This is a genomic window from Burkholderia sp. AU44665 (assembly GCF_030504405.1).
Lineage (GTDB): Bacteria > Pseudomonadota > Gammaproteobacteria > Burkholderiales > Burkholderiaceae > Burkholderia > Burkholderia semiarida.
In genome coordinates this window covers 102,807-118,896 of the sequence record NZ_JAUJRI010000001.1, presented here as the reverse complement: position 1 = coordinate 118,896, position 16,090 = coordinate 102,807, and the positions used below count along the sequence as shown (strand labels likewise).

General features: G+C 66.4%; 15 protein-coding genes and 1 pseudogene. 2 read left to right on the top strand and 14 right to left on the bottom strand.

The window, feature by feature from the left end; translation table 11 throughout:
- Positions 1–7 precede the first annotated feature (7 nt).
- The 4 genes from trpB to QZM15_RS00520 are packed head-to-tail and all read right to left on the bottom strand — an operon-like array spanning position 8 to position 4,953.
- On the bottom strand, positions 8–1,201 hold the full coding sequence (gene trpB / locus QZM15_RS00535; protein WP_059582753.1) for a tryptophan synthase subunit beta: 1,194 nt from the start codon (positions 1,199–1,201) through the stop codon (positions 8–10).
- A 55-nt stretch (positions 1,202–1,256) separates the two neighbouring features.
- Positions 1,257–1,961 carry a phosphoribosylanthranilate isomerase gene (locus QZM15_RS00530; RefSeq protein WP_302105563.1) on the bottom strand — a complete coding sequence of 235 codons (705 nt, stop codon included), beginning with the start codon at positions 1,959–1,961 and terminating at the stop codon, positions 1,257–1,259.
- Positions 1,958–2,770, bottom strand: a complete 813-nt coding sequence (gene truA, locus QZM15_RS00525; RefSeq protein ID WP_059582759.1) for a tRNA pseudouridine(38-40) synthase TruA — start codon at positions 2,768–2,770, stop codon at positions 1,958–1,960. Before truA ends, QZM15_RS00530 begins: the two co-directional genes overlap by 4 nt.
- Positions 2,770–4,953 (bottom strand): FimV/HubP family polar landmark protein, encoded by a 2,184-nt coding sequence (locus QZM15_RS00520; RefSeq protein ID WP_302105562.1) that lies wholly within the window; start codon positions 4,951–4,953, stop codon positions 2,770–2,772. The genes truA and QZM15_RS00520 overlap by 1 nt, the downstream gene beginning before the upstream one ends.
- 757 nt (positions 4,954–5,710) lie before the next feature.
- Here QZM15_RS00520 and flgE point away from each other — a divergent pair.
- Positions 5,711–6,955: a flagellar hook protein FlgE gene (gene flgE, locus QZM15_RS00515; protein WP_302105972.1), complete on the top strand. Its 1,245-nt coding sequence runs from the start codon at positions 5,711–5,713 to the stop codon at positions 6,953–6,955.
- A gap of 99 nt (positions 6,956–7,054) precedes the next feature.
- On the opposite strand, the gene asd is transcribed toward flgE, so the two are convergent.
- The 8 genes from asd to QZM15_RS00475 all read right to left on the bottom strand — a co-directional run bounded on the left by asd (position 7,055) and on the right by QZM15_RS00475 (position 13,896).
- Positions 7,055–8,176: an aspartate-semialdehyde dehydrogenase gene (asd, locus tag QZM15_RS00510; protein ID WP_124859405.1), complete on the bottom strand. Its 1,122-nt coding sequence runs from the start codon at positions 8,174–8,176 to the stop codon at positions 7,055–7,057.
- A gap of 85 nt (positions 8,177–8,261) precedes the next feature.
- A complete protein-coding gene (locus tag QZM15_RS00505) occupies positions 8,262–8,381 on the bottom strand; it encodes a hypothetical protein (RefSeq protein ID WP_006756675.1) in 120 nt (39 codons plus the stop codon).
- Between the two features lie 119 nt (positions 8,382–8,500).
- The gene (gene leuB / locus QZM15_RS00500) at positions 8,501–9,568 is read right to left on the bottom strand and encodes a 3-isopropylmalate dehydrogenase (protein WP_059582767.1); all 1,068 of its coding nucleotides are present in this window, start codon (positions 9,566–9,568) and stop codon (positions 8,501–8,503) included.
- Positions 9,569–9,647: 79 nt separating this feature from the next.
- Entirely contained in the window at positions 9,648–10,298 is a 651-nt protein-coding gene (gene leuD / locus QZM15_RS00495; protein WP_059582769.1) for a 3-isopropylmalate dehydratase small subunit, read from the bottom strand.
- A 68-nt stretch (positions 10,299–10,366) separates the two neighbouring features.
- The gene (locus QZM15_RS00490) at positions 10,367–10,513 is read right to left on the bottom strand and encodes an entericidin A/B family lipoprotein (protein ID WP_011548098.1); all 147 of its coding nucleotides are present in this window, start codon (positions 10,511–10,513) and stop codon (positions 10,367–10,369) included.
- A gap of 3 nt (positions 10,514–10,516) precedes the next feature.
- The gene (leuC, locus tag QZM15_RS00485) at positions 10,517–11,926 is read right to left on the bottom strand and encodes a 3-isopropylmalate dehydratase large subunit (RefSeq protein ID WP_059582772.1); all 1,410 of its coding nucleotides are present in this window, start codon (positions 11,924–11,926) and stop codon (positions 10,517–10,519) included.
- A 264-nt stretch (positions 11,927–12,190) separates the two neighbouring features.
- On the bottom strand, positions 12,191–13,120 hold the full coding sequence (locus QZM15_RS00480; protein WP_059639170.1) for an alpha/beta fold hydrolase: 930 nt from the start codon (positions 13,118–13,120) through the stop codon (positions 12,191–12,193).
- Positions 13,121–13,290: 170 nt separating this feature from the next.
- Positions 13,291–13,896 (bottom strand): TetR/AcrR family transcriptional regulator, encoded by a 606-nt coding sequence (locus tag QZM15_RS00475; RefSeq protein WP_302105561.1) that lies wholly within the window; start codon positions 13,894–13,896, stop codon positions 13,291–13,293.
- A gap of 435 nt (positions 13,897–14,331) precedes the next feature.
- Here QZM15_RS00475 and QZM15_RS00470 point away from each other — a divergent pair, with 435 nt between their 5' ends.
- Entirely contained in the window at positions 14,332–15,057 is a 726-nt protein-coding gene (locus tag QZM15_RS00470; RefSeq protein WP_059582781.1) for a glutathione S-transferase, read from the top strand.
- A gap of 13 nt (positions 15,058–15,070) precedes the next feature.
- Here the strand turns inward: QZM15_RS00470 and QZM15_RS00465 are convergent.
- Together QZM15_RS00465 and QZM15_RS00460 are read right to left on the bottom strand one after the other, a co-directional pair.
- A pseudogene (locus tag QZM15_RS00465) lies at positions 15,071–15,344 on the bottom strand (hypothetical protein); the annotation flags it as partial.
- Between the two features lie 202 nt (positions 15,345–15,546).
- Positions 15,547–16,011, bottom strand: a complete 465-nt coding sequence (locus QZM15_RS00460) for an Lrp/AsnC family transcriptional regulator (protein WP_302105560.1) — start codon at positions 16,009–16,011, stop codon at positions 15,547–15,549.
- Positions 16,012–16,090 lie beyond the last annotated feature (79 nt).

Genomic DNA, 16,090 nt, shown 5'->3' with positions numbered 1-16,090 from the left:
GCCGGGGTCAGAGCGCGATGCCCGATCGCTCGGCGACCGTGTGCATGTCCTTGTCGCCGCGGCCCGACAGGTTGACGAGCAGGATCTTGTCCTTCGGCAACGTCGGCGCGAGCTTCACGCCATACGCGATCGCGTGGCTCGACTCGAGCGCGGGAATGATCCCCTCGATCCGGCAGCAGTCGTGGAACGCCTTCAACGCTTCCGCGTCGGTGATCGGCACGTACTGCGCGCGGCCGCTGTCCTTCAGCCATGCGTGCTCGGGGCCGACGCCCGGATAGTCGAGGCCCGCCGACACCGAATGCGTCTCGATGATCTGGCCGTTGTCGTCCTGCAGCAGGTACGTGCGATTGCCGTGCAGCACGCCCGGGCTGCCGGCGATCAGCGACGCCGCGTGATGGCCCGTGTCGAGGCCGTCGCCGGCCGCTTCGACGCCGATCAGCTGCACCGACGTATCGTCGATGTACGGATAGAAAATGCCCATCGCGTTCGACCCGCCGCCGACGCAGGCGATCACCGCATCCGGCTGGCGGCCGGCGAGTTCGGGCATCTGCACCTTGCACTCGTCGCCGATCACGCGCTGGAAGTCGCGCACCATCATCGGGTACGGGTGCGGGCCCGCGACCGTGCCGATGATGTAGAACGTGCTTTCGATGTTCGTGACCCAGTCGCGCATCGCTTCGTTCAGCGCGTCCTTCAGCGTGCGCGAACCCGATTCGACCGGCACGACCGTCGCGCCCAGCAGCTTCATCCGGTACACGTTCGCGGCCTGCCGGCGCACGTCCTCGGCGCCCATGTAGACGACGCACTCCATCCCGAAGCGCGCGCAGATCGTCGCGGTCGCGACGCCGTGCTGGCCGGCGCCCGTTTCCGCGATCACGCGCTTCTTGCCCATGCGCTTCGCGAGCAGCGCCTGGCCGATCACGTTGTTGATCTTGTGCGCGCCCGTGTGGTTCAGGTCTTCACGCTTCAGGTAGATCTGCGCGCCGCCGAGCGTCTCGCTCCAGCGCTGCGCGTGGTAGATCGGCGACGGACGGCCGACGAAATGCTTCAACTCGCGCTCGAATTCGGCGACGAAATCGGGATCGTTCTGGAACTTTTCATACGCCGCGCGCAGTTCGTCCAGCGCGTGAATCAGCGTCTCGGCGACGAACACGCCGCCATACGGGCCGAAATGGCCACGATCATCAGGAAGGTTGTACATGGTGTCTCTCTCGATCGGTCGGTGCGCCCCGCCTGCGGGGCCGCACCGGCTTGCATCACCCGGCGTCCGCTTCGCGCACCGCGCGTACGAACGCCGCCATCCGGGCGTGATCCTTCACGCCCTTCGCGCCCTCCACTTCGATGCCACTGGAGACATCGACAGCAAACGGACGCAGCTGGCGGATCGCATCACCGACGTTTTGCGCGTTCAAGCCACCACTCAAAACGGCCCGACGCGCGAGCTCTGCGGGAATAAGAGACCAATCGAAGACCTTGCCGCTACCGCCGTAATCCGGCACCAGGGTGTCGAACAGGAGGCCGCGCGCTTTCGAATAATGAAGAGCCGATTCTACCAAATCGGCACGCTGCGTCGAGGGGCCGACGCGCACCGCGCGCAACCACGGCAGGCGCGCCGCGCGGCCGAGCGCGTCGCACTGCTCGGGCGTCTCGTCGCCATGGAACTGCAGCACCGTGAGCGGCACGTCGCGCACGACGGCTTCGATCTCGGCCTCGGTCGCATTCACGAACAGTCCGACCACCGAGACGAACGGCGGCGCCAGGCTCGCCAGCTCGGCCGCCTGCGCGATCGTCACCGCGCGCGGGCTCTTCGGGTAGAACACGAGGCCGATCGCATCGGCGCCGAGGGCTGCCGCGTGCAGCACGTCCTCGGGCCGCGACAGCCCGCACAGCTTGATGCGCGTGCGCGGCGGCACGCCCGCCGCCGCGGCGGAATTCGAAGGGGACACGGCGTGATCCGTCATGATTGTGGGTCCAGATCGGCCCAGACGCTGCTCCACGGCACGCTGCCGAGCTGCGCGGGCGGGACGGCGAATTCCGCCGGGTAGCCGACGTGGGCGAGGTACAGCCCGTCGGCCATGAACGTGGGTGCGGCGAGGTTGCGGTCGCGCCCGGCCAGCACGTCGGCGAGCCAGTCGGCCGGATAGCGGCCGCGCCCGACCGCGACGAGGCAGCCCATCAGGTTGCGCACCATGTGATGCAGGAACGCGTTCGCGCGAAAGCGGAAATGGATGAAATGCCCGGCGCGCCGCACGTCGATCTGATACAGGTGTTTGACCGGCGTCTTCGATTGGCATTCCGACGACCGGAACGACGAAAAATCATGCTCGCCGATCAGGTGCGCGGCGGCGGCGCGCATCGCGTCGTCGTCGAGCGGCGTGTGGATCCAGCCCGCGCGCCCGGCCAGCATCGGCGAACGCACGGGATGCACGTACAGCGCGTAGTAATAGGTGCGCTCGAACGCCGAGAAGCGCGCATGGAACGTGTCCGGCATCGGCTTCGCCCATTGCACCGACACGGTCGGCGGCAGGAACGCGTTGGTGCCGCGCACCCACGAGAACACCTCGCGCTCGAGATCCGTGTCGAAATGCACGACCTGCCCGAGCCCGTGCACGCCGGTATCGGTGCGCCCGGCCACCGTCGTGTGCAGCGGCACCCGCGCGAACTCGGCGAGCGCATGCTCGAGCCGGTCCTGCACGGTCTTGCCGTGCGGCTGCGCCTGCCAGCCGCAGAACGCCGCGCCGTCGTACTGGATGCCCAGCGCGATCCGCATCACGCCTCGTCCGCCAGTTTCGCGAGCAGCGCGCGTGCATCGTCGCGCGTCGCGGCGTCGTTCGCGTCGACCACTTCCTGCAGCAGCGTCCGCGCGCCGGCCAGATCGCCCAGCTCGACGTATTCGGCCGCGAGGTCGAGCTTGTTGCGCGCGATGCGCGCGAGCTCGTCCGCGGTGAGCGCGGGCAGCGCGGCGCCCGGCGTGGACGGCAAGTCGAGATCGAAATCGAGCTTCAGCGCGCCGAACTGCGCGCCGCCGAGCGGCGGCAGCGATGTCGCCGCAGGCGGGCCGCCCGCTTGGCCGGCAGGCGTCGCCGCGTCCGGATCCCGGTCGAACTCGTCGTCGTGGTCGACCGGATGTTCCGATGTTGTTTCATCCGAACCCATCGGCGGGTGCTGGGCGGATTGACCGTTAGTTGCGATTTTGCCGGTGTCGGACTGTGCCGCCCGCGCGGAGAGCGCCTCCGGCGTCAACGACGGCTCGTCCGCCGCCCGCGGCGGCAACGGCATGTCGAGACTGTTGAGCGCGCTGATCGCGTTCTGCATCAGCGTCGCGTGCTGTGCTTCGGTCGTCGAAGGGGCGACGGATGCGGCGGTCGGCTCGGTCGGCTCGGCCTGCTTGTCGGCGCCAGTGGTTTTTTCCGCCGGTTCTGCGTCGGGCGGAGCCTCAGCCGGAACCGGAATCGCGTCGTTCGCGGGCGACACGGCAGCGACGGCAGCCGGCAATTCGGGCGACTCGTCGCGCGGTGCCGCCACTTCAGGCGCAGTCGATGTGTCCGCTGCGGGCGGCTCGACCGCCTCCGCCGCCGCAGCAGTGGCCGCGGCGAGATTCATGTCGGACGCCGCATCGCGTGCGACCGGCATTTCGGGCGTGATCGGCAGTTCACGTTCGACGGTCGGCGCGGCTCCCGCAGCCGCGGCGCCGCCTGCTGCGGCTGCGGTCGTATCGGCACCCGCGTCGTCCGCGCGGCGACCCTTCCGGCGCTTGCGCCATACGAAGCCGGCCGCGAGCACGATCACGGCTGCACCGGCCGCGGCGGCCGGGCGCCAGTCCATCTGTTCGGTACGACGTGCCGGTGTGGCGACGGGCGCGATCGGTTGCACGGAAGCCGATGCCGGTTGCGGTGCGCTGGCTGCCACACCCGACGCGGCTTCGTCCACCGTCGATGCGGCGGCCGACGCACTCGCGTCATTCGCGGCCAGACGCGGCGCGGCGGGCGCCGGAGCCGGCGCAGGCGCGACGCCGGTCGTCGTCGCCGGTTTGCCGATGCCGTGCTTCTGCAACTCCATCAGCACGCGATTCTTCAACGCCAGCAATTGCTGCAAGCTCGACGGCCGGGGCTGCGACGCTCCCACGGCAGGCGCCGCGCCGGCCGGTTCGCGCACGCCGGAAACCGGGCTGCCCGGCACCGCCTGCCCCGCCGCCTCGCTCGCGGACGACGGCGCCGACTGGATCGCCCCGCTCCACACATGCGGGCCGCTGGCACCGCCCGTGGGCGCCGCCGGCTGCGTGCTGTCGACACCCGACGCGCCCTGTGCGGCCGCCGCCCCGGTCGAAGCCGAAGCACCGATCGAAGCCGCCGCCCCGGTCGAAGCCGAAGCACCGGTCGAAGCCGAAGCACCGATCGAAGCCGCCGCCCCCGCCGCCGCCGCGGCACTGGCACCGCTCACCGGAGCCGCATGCACGGCCGACGCCACCGGCGCGGATTGCACCGCCGAGCCAGGATGCGGCGCGGATGCGCCGTGCTGCGCGATCGCCGCCCCACCCGATGCGGCGGCGGGCGCGGAAGCGGCCGTCGCACCGGAGGCAGCGGACGCGCCGGCCGGCACGAGCGCCGCGCCGGTGGCGTCGAGCGCGGGCACGGTCAGCGTCGCGCCGACTTTCAGCCGGCTCGCGTCGCGCTTCATGAACGCCTGCGGATTGGCGTCGAACAGCGCACGGGCGGCGCGCGCGAGCACGGCCGGGTCGTGCGATTGCGTGGCCGCTTTCGCGATGTCGTTCAGCGACTGGCCCGGCTGGACCGTCACGGTAAGCGGTGCGGCGGCGCCGGCGGCGGACGCCGGCAGTTCGCCGGTGCCGACTGCCCACGCCGATGCGGCTGCGCCAAGCGCCAGGATCGTCAGCGCCCCACGCACGGCGCGCGACAGACGGGACTGACGCGGAAACAAGGAAATTCGGGACATCGTTGGCTCTATCGCCGCGCGCGGGCGCGGCTCGGATTCGCGGTTGGAAGCGTCAATAAAGTTGCTGCAGAAATGCAAAAGCGTCGCGCGAAACGCGACGCTTTCGGCGGGTCTGTGCGTCGTAACCGCGTAGTTTACTTCACGCGCTCGAGTTCCGGCCGAATTCGTCGCCAGCCGGCGCGCGCGTCGGGCGGGTCCGCCTGCCGCAGCCCATGCATTCGATCGACCAGAACGCCCCCCACGCGCGCTGTCGAAAACCGTCTCGCAACAGCACCGCCCCCTGCTCGAATGACGCGGCCTTTCGGTGCTCACTGCGCGTCCACCGCAGGATCACGGCGACAGCATCGCAAACGCTCCCTCAATGACCCGCCCCGCCAGCCGTTAAAGAATTAGCCGCAGGAAATCCAAATAATCCCAGCCGGCAATCAATCCCGAACCAACAAATTTCAATTCGTCGATAAGAAGGCAGTTCATCCTCCTTATCGGCGAAATGAAAATCCACATCACCAAAGCCTCGCCCCATAAGGCTTTCATCGCCTGGCGCCCACCCGCTTCTCATACAAAGGCGATCTTTTCCGCATCAATTCAATTTCATTACACAAAATTACACAGACCCAACCGTTGCCGTCGATACGATCGCCTTCAAACGGGAATCGGCATATTTCGACTTCGCGGTCGGACCGATGCCGTGAAGGACCAGAGGGCCATCGCGCAGTCGCACGACTGCATTCACTACCAGCTCGTTACGGGGACGAACATGGGCTATCAGCAGGGTTTGAGCGGGTTGGCCGGCGCGTCGAGCAACCTCGACGTGATCGGCAACAACATCGCGAACGCAAACACGGTCGGCTTCAAGCAGGGGCGCGCGAACTTCGCGGACATGTACGCGAATTCGGTCGCGACGTCGGTCAACACGCAGATCGGCATCGGTACGCGGCTCGCGTCGGTGCAACAGAATTTCGGCCAGGGCACCATCAATTCGACGAAGTCGTCGCTCGACGTCGCGATCAACGGCAACGGCTTCTTCCAGATGTCGAGCAACGGCGTGACCACGTACTCGCGCGACGGCACGTTCCACCGCGACAAGAACGGCGCGATCGTCGACGCGCAAGGCCGCAACCTGATGGGCTATGCGGCAGGCGCCGGCGGCGCGATCAACACCGCGCAGACCGTGCCGCTGCAGGCGCCGACCAGCAACATCGCGCCGCGCGCGACGAACAAGATCACCGGCCAGTTCAACCTGAACGCGCAGGACAAGGTGCCGGCCAAGACGCCGTTCAACGCGACCGACAACACGACGTTCAACTACAACTCGTCGATCCAGGTCTACGACACGCTCGGCGGCTCGCAGCAGGTCACGATGTACTTCGCAAAGAGCGCGGCCGGCACGTGGCAGGCCTACGCGGGCGTGCAGGGCCAGACGCCGACGCATCTCGGCACCGTCACGTTCGACGCATCGGGCCGGATCAGCTCGACGACGTCGGCCGCGACCGGGCAGCCGACGCCGAGCCTCGGCCAGTTCGCGTTCTCGATCCCGAACACGACGGGCGGCGCCAATCCGCAGAACCTGACGCTCGACCTGGGCGGCACGACGCAATACGGCGGCAAGGACGGCGTGAACAATCTCGCGCAGGACGGCTTCGCGAGCGGCACGCTGATGACGTTCTCGATCGGCAGCGACGGCAAGCTGACCGGCAACTATTCGAACGGACAGAGCACGGTGCTCGGCCTGATCGCGCTTGCGAACTTCAACAACCCGAACGGACTCGTGAACATCGGCGGCAACCAGTATGCGGAAACGGCTGCGTCGGGCGTGCCGCAGATCTCCGCGCCGGGCAGCACGAACCACGGCACGCTGCAGGGCAGCGCGCTCGAAAACGCGAACGTCAACCTGACCACCGAGCTCGTGAACCTGATCACCGCGCAACGCAATTACCAGGCGAATGCGCAGACGATCAAGACCCAGCAGGCCGTCGACCAGACGTTGCTGAACCTGCGTTGAACCGCCCATGAAAAACGCGCCGCGCCGGCCCCGAATCTCGAGGCCGACGCGGCGCGTCGTATCGTGCAGCCCGGCCCGCGAGACGGGCAGCCAGCGTGCTTACTTGTCGAGCAGGATGCGCAGCATGCGGCGCAGCGGCTCGGCCGCGCCCCACAGCAACTGATCGCCGACCGTGAACGCCGACAGGTATTCGCCGCCCATCGCGAGCTTGCGCAGGCGGCCGACCGGCACCGACAGCGTGCCGGTGATCTTCGCCGGCGACAGGTCGCGCATCGACGCTTCACGCTCGTTCGGCACGACCTTCACCCAGTCGTTCGCCGATGCGAGGATGCCGTTGATCTCGTCGAGCGGCACGTCCTTCTTCAGCTTGATCGTCAGCGCCTGCGAGTGGCAGCGCATCGCACCGATCCGCACGCACAGCCCGTCGACCGGGATCGAACCCGGTTCGCCCATCGCCGGCTTGCCGAGGATCTTGTTGGTTTCCGCGCCGCCCTTCCACTCTTCCTTCGACATCCCGTTGCCGAGATCCTTGTCGATCCACGGGATCAGCGAACCGGCGAGCGGCACGCCGAACTGGCTCGTCGGCATCGCGTCGCTGTTCATCGCGGCCAGCACGCGGCGGTCGATGTCGAGGATCGCGGAGGCCGGATCGGCGAGCTGTTCCTGTACCGCGCCGTTCAGCGTGCCCATCTGCGACAGCAGCTCACGCATGTTCTGCGCGCCCGCGCCCGATGCGGCCTGGTAGGTCATCGCCGTCATCCAGTCGACGAGATTCTCGCGGAACAGGCCGCCGAGCGCCATCAGCATCAGGCTGACCGTGCAGTTGCCGCCGACGAAGTTCTTCGTGCCCTTGACGAGCGCGTCCTTGATCACGTCGAGGTTGACCGGATCGAGGATGATGACCGCGTCGTCCTGCATCCGCAGCGACGATGCCGCATCGATCCAGTAGCCGTTCCAGCCGGCCGCGCGCAGCTTCGGGAACACGTCGTTCGTGTAGTCGCCGCCCTGGCACGTGATGATCACGTCGCACTTCTTCAGCTCGTCGACGCTGGTCGCGTCCTTGAGCGTGGTCTCGTTTTTCGCGAACGACGGCGCCTTGCCGCCCGTGTTGCTGGTGCTGAAAAACACCGGTTCGATCAGGTCGAAATCGCCCTCTTCCTGCATGCGCTGCATCAGGACGCTGCCGACCATGCCGCGCCAACCTACGAGACCTACGTTCATGACTAACCCTTTGCTTTGAATGGAGCTTCCCCGCCATTTCCGTCCCCGCGTGACCGCGCGGGGAAACAGGCGGGCACGACGGCGATCAGCGTTTAATGATCGTTTTCGTGGTAATGGTTTTCGTGATGACGATGGCGCGCGCACCCGCACGGGCAGTGTTGCCGTGGAGTTTCAGGACCGGGGAGATCAGGGAAATCAGCGCCATCGTTCGAGTCTACACAAAGCCGGTGGCCCGCACAACGGCCAACCGCGCGCGAACCGGCCGATTTTTACGGCCCGTTCGCGCCCTTTTCCACATTAGTTACCGCACTTCATTTTCCACGCTTACAGCGCGGCGACCACCGCATCGCCCATCGCCGCCGTGCCGACCTGCTTGCAGCCCGGCGTCGCGATGTCGCCCGTGCGGTAGCCTTGTTCGAGCACCGTTTTCACAGCGCGCTCGATACGATCGGCCTGCTCCGCGCGATTCAGCGAATAGCGCAGCAGCATCGCGGCCGACAGGATCGTCGCGAGCGGGTTCGCGATGCCCTTGCCCGCGATGTCCGGCGCCGAACCGTGCGACGGCTCGTACAGCCCCTTGTTGTGCTTGTCGAGCGACGCGGACGGCAGCATGCCGATCGAGCCCGTCAGCATCGACGCCTCATCCGACAGGATGTCGCCGAACATGTTGCCGGTGACGATCACGTCGAACTGCTTCGGCGCCTTCGCGAGCTGCATCGCCGCGTTGTCGACGTACATGTGCGACAGCTCGACGTCCGCGTACTCCTTCGACACGTCGATCATGATGTCGCGCCAGAACTGCGACGTCTCCAGCACGTTCGACTTGTCGACCGACAGCAGCTTCTTCGCGCGCTTTTGCGCGGCCTGGAACGCGACGTGCGCGATGCGGCGCACCTCCGGCTCCGAATAGCGCATCGTGTCGAAGCCTTCGCGCTCGCCGGCGAACGGGCCGTCCGGCGCCGAGCGCACGCCGCGCGGCTGGCCGAAGTAGATGTCGCCGTTCAGTTCGCGCACGATCAGGATGTCGAGGCCCGCGACGAGCTCCGGCTTCAGCGGCGACGCATCGACGAGCTGCGGATAGCAGATCGCCGGGCGGAAATTCGCGAACAGCTCGAGGTGCTTGCGCAGCCCGAGGATCGCCTGCTCGGGGCGCAGCGCGCGCTCGAGCGAGTCGTACTTCCAGTCGCCGACCGCGCCGAACAGGATCGCGTCGGCCTGCTTCGCGAGCGCCAGCGTCGCGTCGGGCAGCGGATGGCCGCTCGCCTCGTAGCCCGCGCCGCCGACCGGCGCCTGTTCGAGTTCGAACTTCTCGTCGAGTGCGTTCAGCACCTTCACCGCTTCATTGACGATTTCCGGACCGATGCCGTCGCCGGGCAGCACTGCAATCTTCATGCGAAATTCCTGACTGGGTAGGGTGTTATGGAGGCAGGCCGGCGAGCGCACGCGCGGCGCGCCCGCCTGCAACGCGCGCTCAGCCGACCAGCTTGGTGCTGAGCCACGGCTGCTTCACGAGCCGCTCCGCTTCGAACTGGCGGATCTTGTCCGCGTGGCGCAGCGTGAGGCCGATGTCGTCGAAGCCGTTCAGCAGGCAGTACTTGCGGAACGCGGCGATCTCGAACGGATACTCGCGGCCGTCGCCCGCGCGCACGACCTGCGCGTCGAGGTCGATCGTCAGTTGGTAGCCGTTGAACGCGTACGTGTCGCTGAACAGGTGATCGACCTGCTGCTCGGTCAGCACGATCGGCAGCAGGCCGTTCTTGTAGCAGTTGTTGAAGAAGATGTCCGCGAAGCTCGGCGCGATGATCGCGCGGAAGCCGTACTGCTGCAGCGCCCACGGCGCGTGCTCGCGCGAGCTCCCGCAACCGAAGTTCTTGCGGGCGAGCAGCACCGATGCCCCCTGGTAGCGCGGCTGGTTCAGCACGAAGTCCGGGTTCAGCGGACGCTTCGAGTTGTCCTGGCCCGGCTCGCCGTGATCGAGGTAACGCCATTCGTCGAACGCGTTCGGACCGAAGCCCGTGCGCTTGATCGACTTCAGGAACTGCTTCGGGATGATCGCGTCGGTGTCGACGTTCTCGCGATCGAGCGGCGCCACGACGCCGGTATGTACAGTGAATTTTTCCATGATCCGTCTATCCGGTTGAAGGGCCGGCAGTCAGCCGGCGCACATCGACAAATTCTCGGCGGGAACCGTCACTCCGCGGCGCGCTTCAGCGCGCTGCCGGCGGCGTTGACGTCTTCACCGAAGCCGCGGACGGTATTGCAGCCGGCCAGGCCGAAACCCAGCCCCGCCAGCGCCAGCGCGGCAACCAGCCGCGCGATGACTTTCGATGCCGTCACGCGTCACCCCAGCTGGCGAATGTCGACGAAGTGGCCTTCGATCGCCGCGGCCGCCGCCATCGCGGGGCTCACGAGGTGCGTGCGACCGCCCGCGCCCTGCCGGCCTTCGAAGTTGCGGTTCGACGTCGACGCGCAGCGCTCGCCCGGCTCGAGCCGGTCGGCGTTCATCGCGAGGCACATCGAGCAGCCCGGCTCGCGCCATTCGAAGCCCGCATCGGTGAACACCTTGTCGAGCCCTTCGCGCTCGGCCTGCGCCTTCACGAGGCCCGAGCCCGGCACGACCATCGCGAGCCGCACGTTCGACGCGATGCGGCGGTTCAGCTTCTTCACGACGTACGCGGCCGCGCGGATGTCCTCGATCCGGGCGTTCGTGCACGAGCCGATGAATATCTTGTCGACCTTGATCGATTCGATCGGCGTGTTCGGCTCGAGTGCCATGTAGGCCAGCGCGCGCTCCATCGCGTCGCGCTTGACCGGATCCTTCTCGCGCTCGGGATCGGGCACGCGACCGTCGATCGACGTGACCATTTCCGGCGACGTGCCCCACGTGACCTGCGGGACGATCTCGGCCGCGTTCAGCTCGACCACGCGGTCGAACTGCGCGCCGTCGTCCGACTTGAACTGGCGCCAGTACTCGACGGCCTGATCCCATTCCGCGCCGGTCGGCACGAACGGACGGCCCTTCAGGTAGTCGATCGTCGTGTCGTCCACCGCGACCATGCCCGCGCGCGCGCCGGCCTCGATCGCCATGTTGCAGACGGTCATGCGGCCTTCCATCGTCAGCGCGCGAATGGTCGAGCCGCCGAATTCGATCGCGTAGCCCGTGCCGCCTGCCGTGCCGATCTTGCCGATGATCGCGAGCACGATGTCCTTCGCGGTACAGCCGCGCGGCAGCGCGCCCTCGACCTTCACGAGCATGTTCTTGCTCTTCTTCTGCAGCAGGGTCTGCGTCGCGAGCACGTGCTCGACTTCCGACGTGCCGATGCCGTGGGCGAGCGCGCCGAACGCGCCGTGCGTGGACGTATGCGAATCGCCGCACACGATCGTCATGCCCGGCAGCGTCGCGCCCTGTTCCGGCCCGATGATGTGGACGATGCCCTGGCGCACGTCGTTCATCTTGAACTGCGTGATGCCGAATGCATCGCAGTTCGCGTCGAGCGTGTCGACCTGCAGCTTCGAGACGGGATCGGCGATGCCGTGGCTGCGGTCCGTCGTCGGCACGTTGTGGTCCGACACGGCCAGGTTCGCGCTGATGCGCCACACCGGGCGCTGCGCGATCTTCAGCCCTTCGAACGCCTGCGGGCTCGTGACTTCATGCAGCAGCTGACGGTCGATGTAGAGCAGGGTCGTGCCGTCTTCCTCGGTGTGGACCACGTGGGTGTTCCACAGTTTGTCGTAGAGAGTCTGTGCCATGGGTATGCGGGGTCGTTGTGACTACAAGCCTTGCGGATGCGATCGATTATGCCACGCAAAATCGGCCCATGGAGTACCACGATAACGAAAAAAGTGAATAAAAACAGTGAGTTGGGTGGTACACGCGATACCCGGATAAGTATTACCCGGCAAGCGCGGCAGCGCGTGCGGCACAGGCGCGTGCCGCACGACGGGGCTTGCTCCGCGCACCATGTCGGCCGTCGTGGGCCGCTCCAGCCCTTGCAATCGACTCGCGGCGACGTGCTACCGGAAGAAATTGCGCAACGCGCGCGCCAGCGCCTGCGGTTGTTCCTCAGGGATGAAATGCCCGCTATATGCGATCGTCGCAGCCGTCACGTCTTCCGCGACATGTTCGAGCGGCCCTGCCATGTCGGGTATGGATCCCTGGTCGGCACTGACAGCGAGCACGGGCATCGTCAGCTTTCCTCGCGCCTGCAGCTTGCGGTTCTGGGCCGACGATTCCGACACGGCCCGATAAAATGCCAGGCCCGCTCGCAACCCGCCGTCCCTGGTGAACACCCGGACGTACTCGTCGATATCCGCGTCGGAGAACGATTCGGGATTTGCCGCCTTGCGACGCAAGAACCAATCGAGATACGCGCGCTCCCTGCCGGCGATCAACGTCTCCGGCAGGTCGGCTACCGCATGGAATGCAAAGTGCCACGTGCGCCATGCGCTGCGAGGCTCGATCGGCAGTGCGTCGGGCAGCGTGATGCCGGGTATCCCGGCGTCGAGCAACGCCACGCGCTTCACTGAATCGGGATACATCGCCGCAAACGGATAGGCGACCCATGCGCCGACGTCGTGAGCGGCCAGGTAAAAGCGCGAGATATTTTGCCGCTCCAGCAGGCGCGCAAGCGTTGTCGCGACGGTCTGCGTGTCATACCCGGTGAGCGGCCGGTCCGAGTCGCCTTGCCCGGGAAGATCCGGCGCCACGATCCTGAATTCGTCCGCGAGCAGGGACATGATTCTGCGCCACGCGTACCAGCTTTCCGGAAACCCCGCGAGCAACACAATGGTCTCGCCGTCGGTGCGGCCGCCTTCGACATAATGAAGGCGCACCCCGTCCACCGTATCGAACCGATGACGAAAGCCGCTGAGCCGCGGGTCTTCGCGAAAATAGGGTGTGGTCGCAAGCGGCAAAGAATCCGCGGTCGATTGATGCTGGTGCATAAGTTCGTCCTCTCTATGGAATCGACTTTCCTGGATGATGGTTCACCACGCGCAGCGCGAGCAATGGCATTGGGAAATAATCGTTTCCTAATTCGACAGAACCAGATCGCGCGCACGCGTGGTTTCGCGTGTTACTTCACATCGAGTTACCCAAGGGATGACGCTCTACCCTAGTTGAGCAGCCGCATGGCCTCGTCGACCAGCATCGACATATCGCTGCGGCGTTGGCCGAGCTTACCCACCACTCGAAGCCCCTGCACCATGGCGAACAGACAGCTCGACGTGGCTTGTGCGTTCAGCGCGGCATCGACGGACCCATCGGCCTGCCCCTGCCTGATCAAATCGCGAAGGAGACGCTCGACCCGCTGCATCGATTTGTGAACGATGTCGGCGATCTCGCTATCCAACGTACCGAGAACAATAGCGCCGCCCACGACCAGACAGCCCTTTCGGCCCTCGTCTCCATGCGAGACGTCCGCATAAAAGCGCAGCAGCGCGCGCACCTTGTCCCGTCCGTTCCTTTCATCGGCAAGGATCGTGTTGAGTTCGCTCGCGCGCCGATCGACGTACCGGTTCAACGCGGCAACGAATATGGCGTTCTTGTCCGCAAAAGCCTTGTAAAGACTGCCGGTGGTGAGCCCTGTCTCCCGGGACAGATCGCCGATGGAAGTCGCATGATAGCCACGCTCGCGAAAGACGCGGATGAAGCCGTCCAGCGCTTGCTCCATGTCGAATTCTCGCGGCCTGCCAACGTTCGGTGCAATTTTCGTCGCCATGCGGCATTATAGGAAATGATCATTTCCAAATCAAGCGATCCGGAACCGCGCAACGAGGCATACGATTAAACGACCGGCCGAAAACGCGCCTTTCCTTCCGTTTCTTGCAGGGTTCGTCCTCGCGGGTTCCGCATCGGGGCAGCTTCCGACCGACGGGGAAGGTCAGGGCCTGTTCGCGCCCATAGGTGACGGGCTTGCGCTGGCGCTGACCCGCTTCGCCAGCGGCGACACGCACCCTGGCATGATCGGCGGTGAACTGGTCGAACGCAGCCACGAAGGCGTGTGGGCGCGACGAACGCCGCGCATGACACGCGGCGCCGCTGGCATTTCGCACTCGATCTCGTAGACTGTCTATTCGCAACGGGCGGCGCACGGCCGCCCTCCCCGCCATCGCGGTGCGTGCATCCAGGCGCATCGACCGGACAGGAGCACTGCATGCGATATGAACTCTATTACTGGCCTGAAATCCAGGGCCGCGGCGAGTACGTGCGCCTCGCGCTGGAAGCAGCCGAGGCCGACTACGTCGACGTCGCGCGCGAATCGGGACGCGGGATGGGCGTGGCGGCGATGATGCGCATGATGGACGACACGAAAGCGGAATGCGTGCCGTTCGCACCGCCGTTCCTGAAGGCGGGCGACGTGGTCGTCGGACAGACCGCGAACATCCTGCTGTTTCTCGGCGCGCGGCTCGGACTCGCGCCCGACGACGAAGCCGGCCGGCTGTGGGTGCACCAGCTCCAGCTGACCGCCGCCGATTTCATCACCGAGATCCACGACACGCACCATCCGATCGGCAGCGGCCTGTACTACGAGGACCAGAAGGCGGAAGCGGCCGAGCGCGCGGCCGATTTCCTCGAGAACCGGCTGCCGAAATTCCTCGGCTACTTCGATCGCGTGCTCGAACAGAATCCGCACAAGAGCGGTTATATCGCGGGCAACACGCTCACCTACGCGGACCTGTCGATGTTCCAGTTGATCGAGGGCCTGCGCTATGCGTTTCCGAAAGCGATGAAGCGCGCGGAACGCAAGATCGCCGGGCTCGTCGCGCTGCACGATCGCGTCGCACGGCATCCGCCCGTCGCGCACTACCTCGAGTCGGAACGCCGCATCCCGTTCAACGACATGGGGATCTTCCGGCACTATCCGGAGCTGGACAAGTAACGGTCGGCTGCCGTTACCCCATCGCCGCAGCGACCGACCGGCGCGGTGGCCCGTGCCGCGCGGCGGCCGCGTCGACGGCCGCGACCGAGCGCGTGAGCCACGGCCCGACGTCCATTTCCTCGTAGCGCACGAGCCGGCTCTTGCGCGCGCGGCGACAGCGTCGCGAACATCGGCGCGCGCCCTTCCGATGCGAGGTTGTACAGCATCCGTGTCGCCGCGTAGGCACCCGAATTGCCGGCCGACAGCACGGCCGTCAGGATCAACGGATTCATCGCGCCGGCGGCGAGCTGGATCGCGATCATCGCGATGCGACGGCCCTGCAGACGGCGTTTCAGCGTCGCTCCGGACGGCGCGGCCGTCTGCGCTGCCGCTTGCGCGGCATCCGTAATGTTCACCCCGATCGTGATCCGGGCCAGCCGATTCAATTTGGAATGCGAATCGATCGCGCCGGTCATTCGCATCGAAACCGGCCCTGGCTGGCCGCTCGCCTCACACGACGCTGCGCTTGATCGTCTGCAGTTCGGCCGTCGTCACGATCTTCTCGATCCGGAATCGCGGGCTTTCCAGCCACACGTTCGCGATCCGCCGGTACTCGTCGAGATCCTCGCACGCGAGCCGCACGAGAAAATCGAACGTGCCGCTCACCAGCCAGCAATCGAGCACGGCCGGATTCCCGCGCATTTCGTCCTCGAACGGCGCCTGCGAACGCCCGTGGTCGGCCAGCACGATCTGCGCGATCACGACGATCGGCTTGGTCGCGCGCGGCGCGTTGATCACCGCGCGGTACCCTTCGATCACGCCGAGCGCCTCGAGCCGCTCCACGCGCGCCTGGCACGGCCGCGGCGTGAGATTCACGCGTTCCGACAGCTTCCGGTAGGAAATCCGTCCTTCGGTGCGCAGGATGTCGAGAATCCGGAGATCGATCTTGTCCAACTGCATCTTCTTGTCGGTCATCCGCGTTCGCTCCGGTCGGGTCGTGGCTCATGGGAGGAACGTCTGCCGTTCCACACGCGGGCCATATTATCCGGCCGCC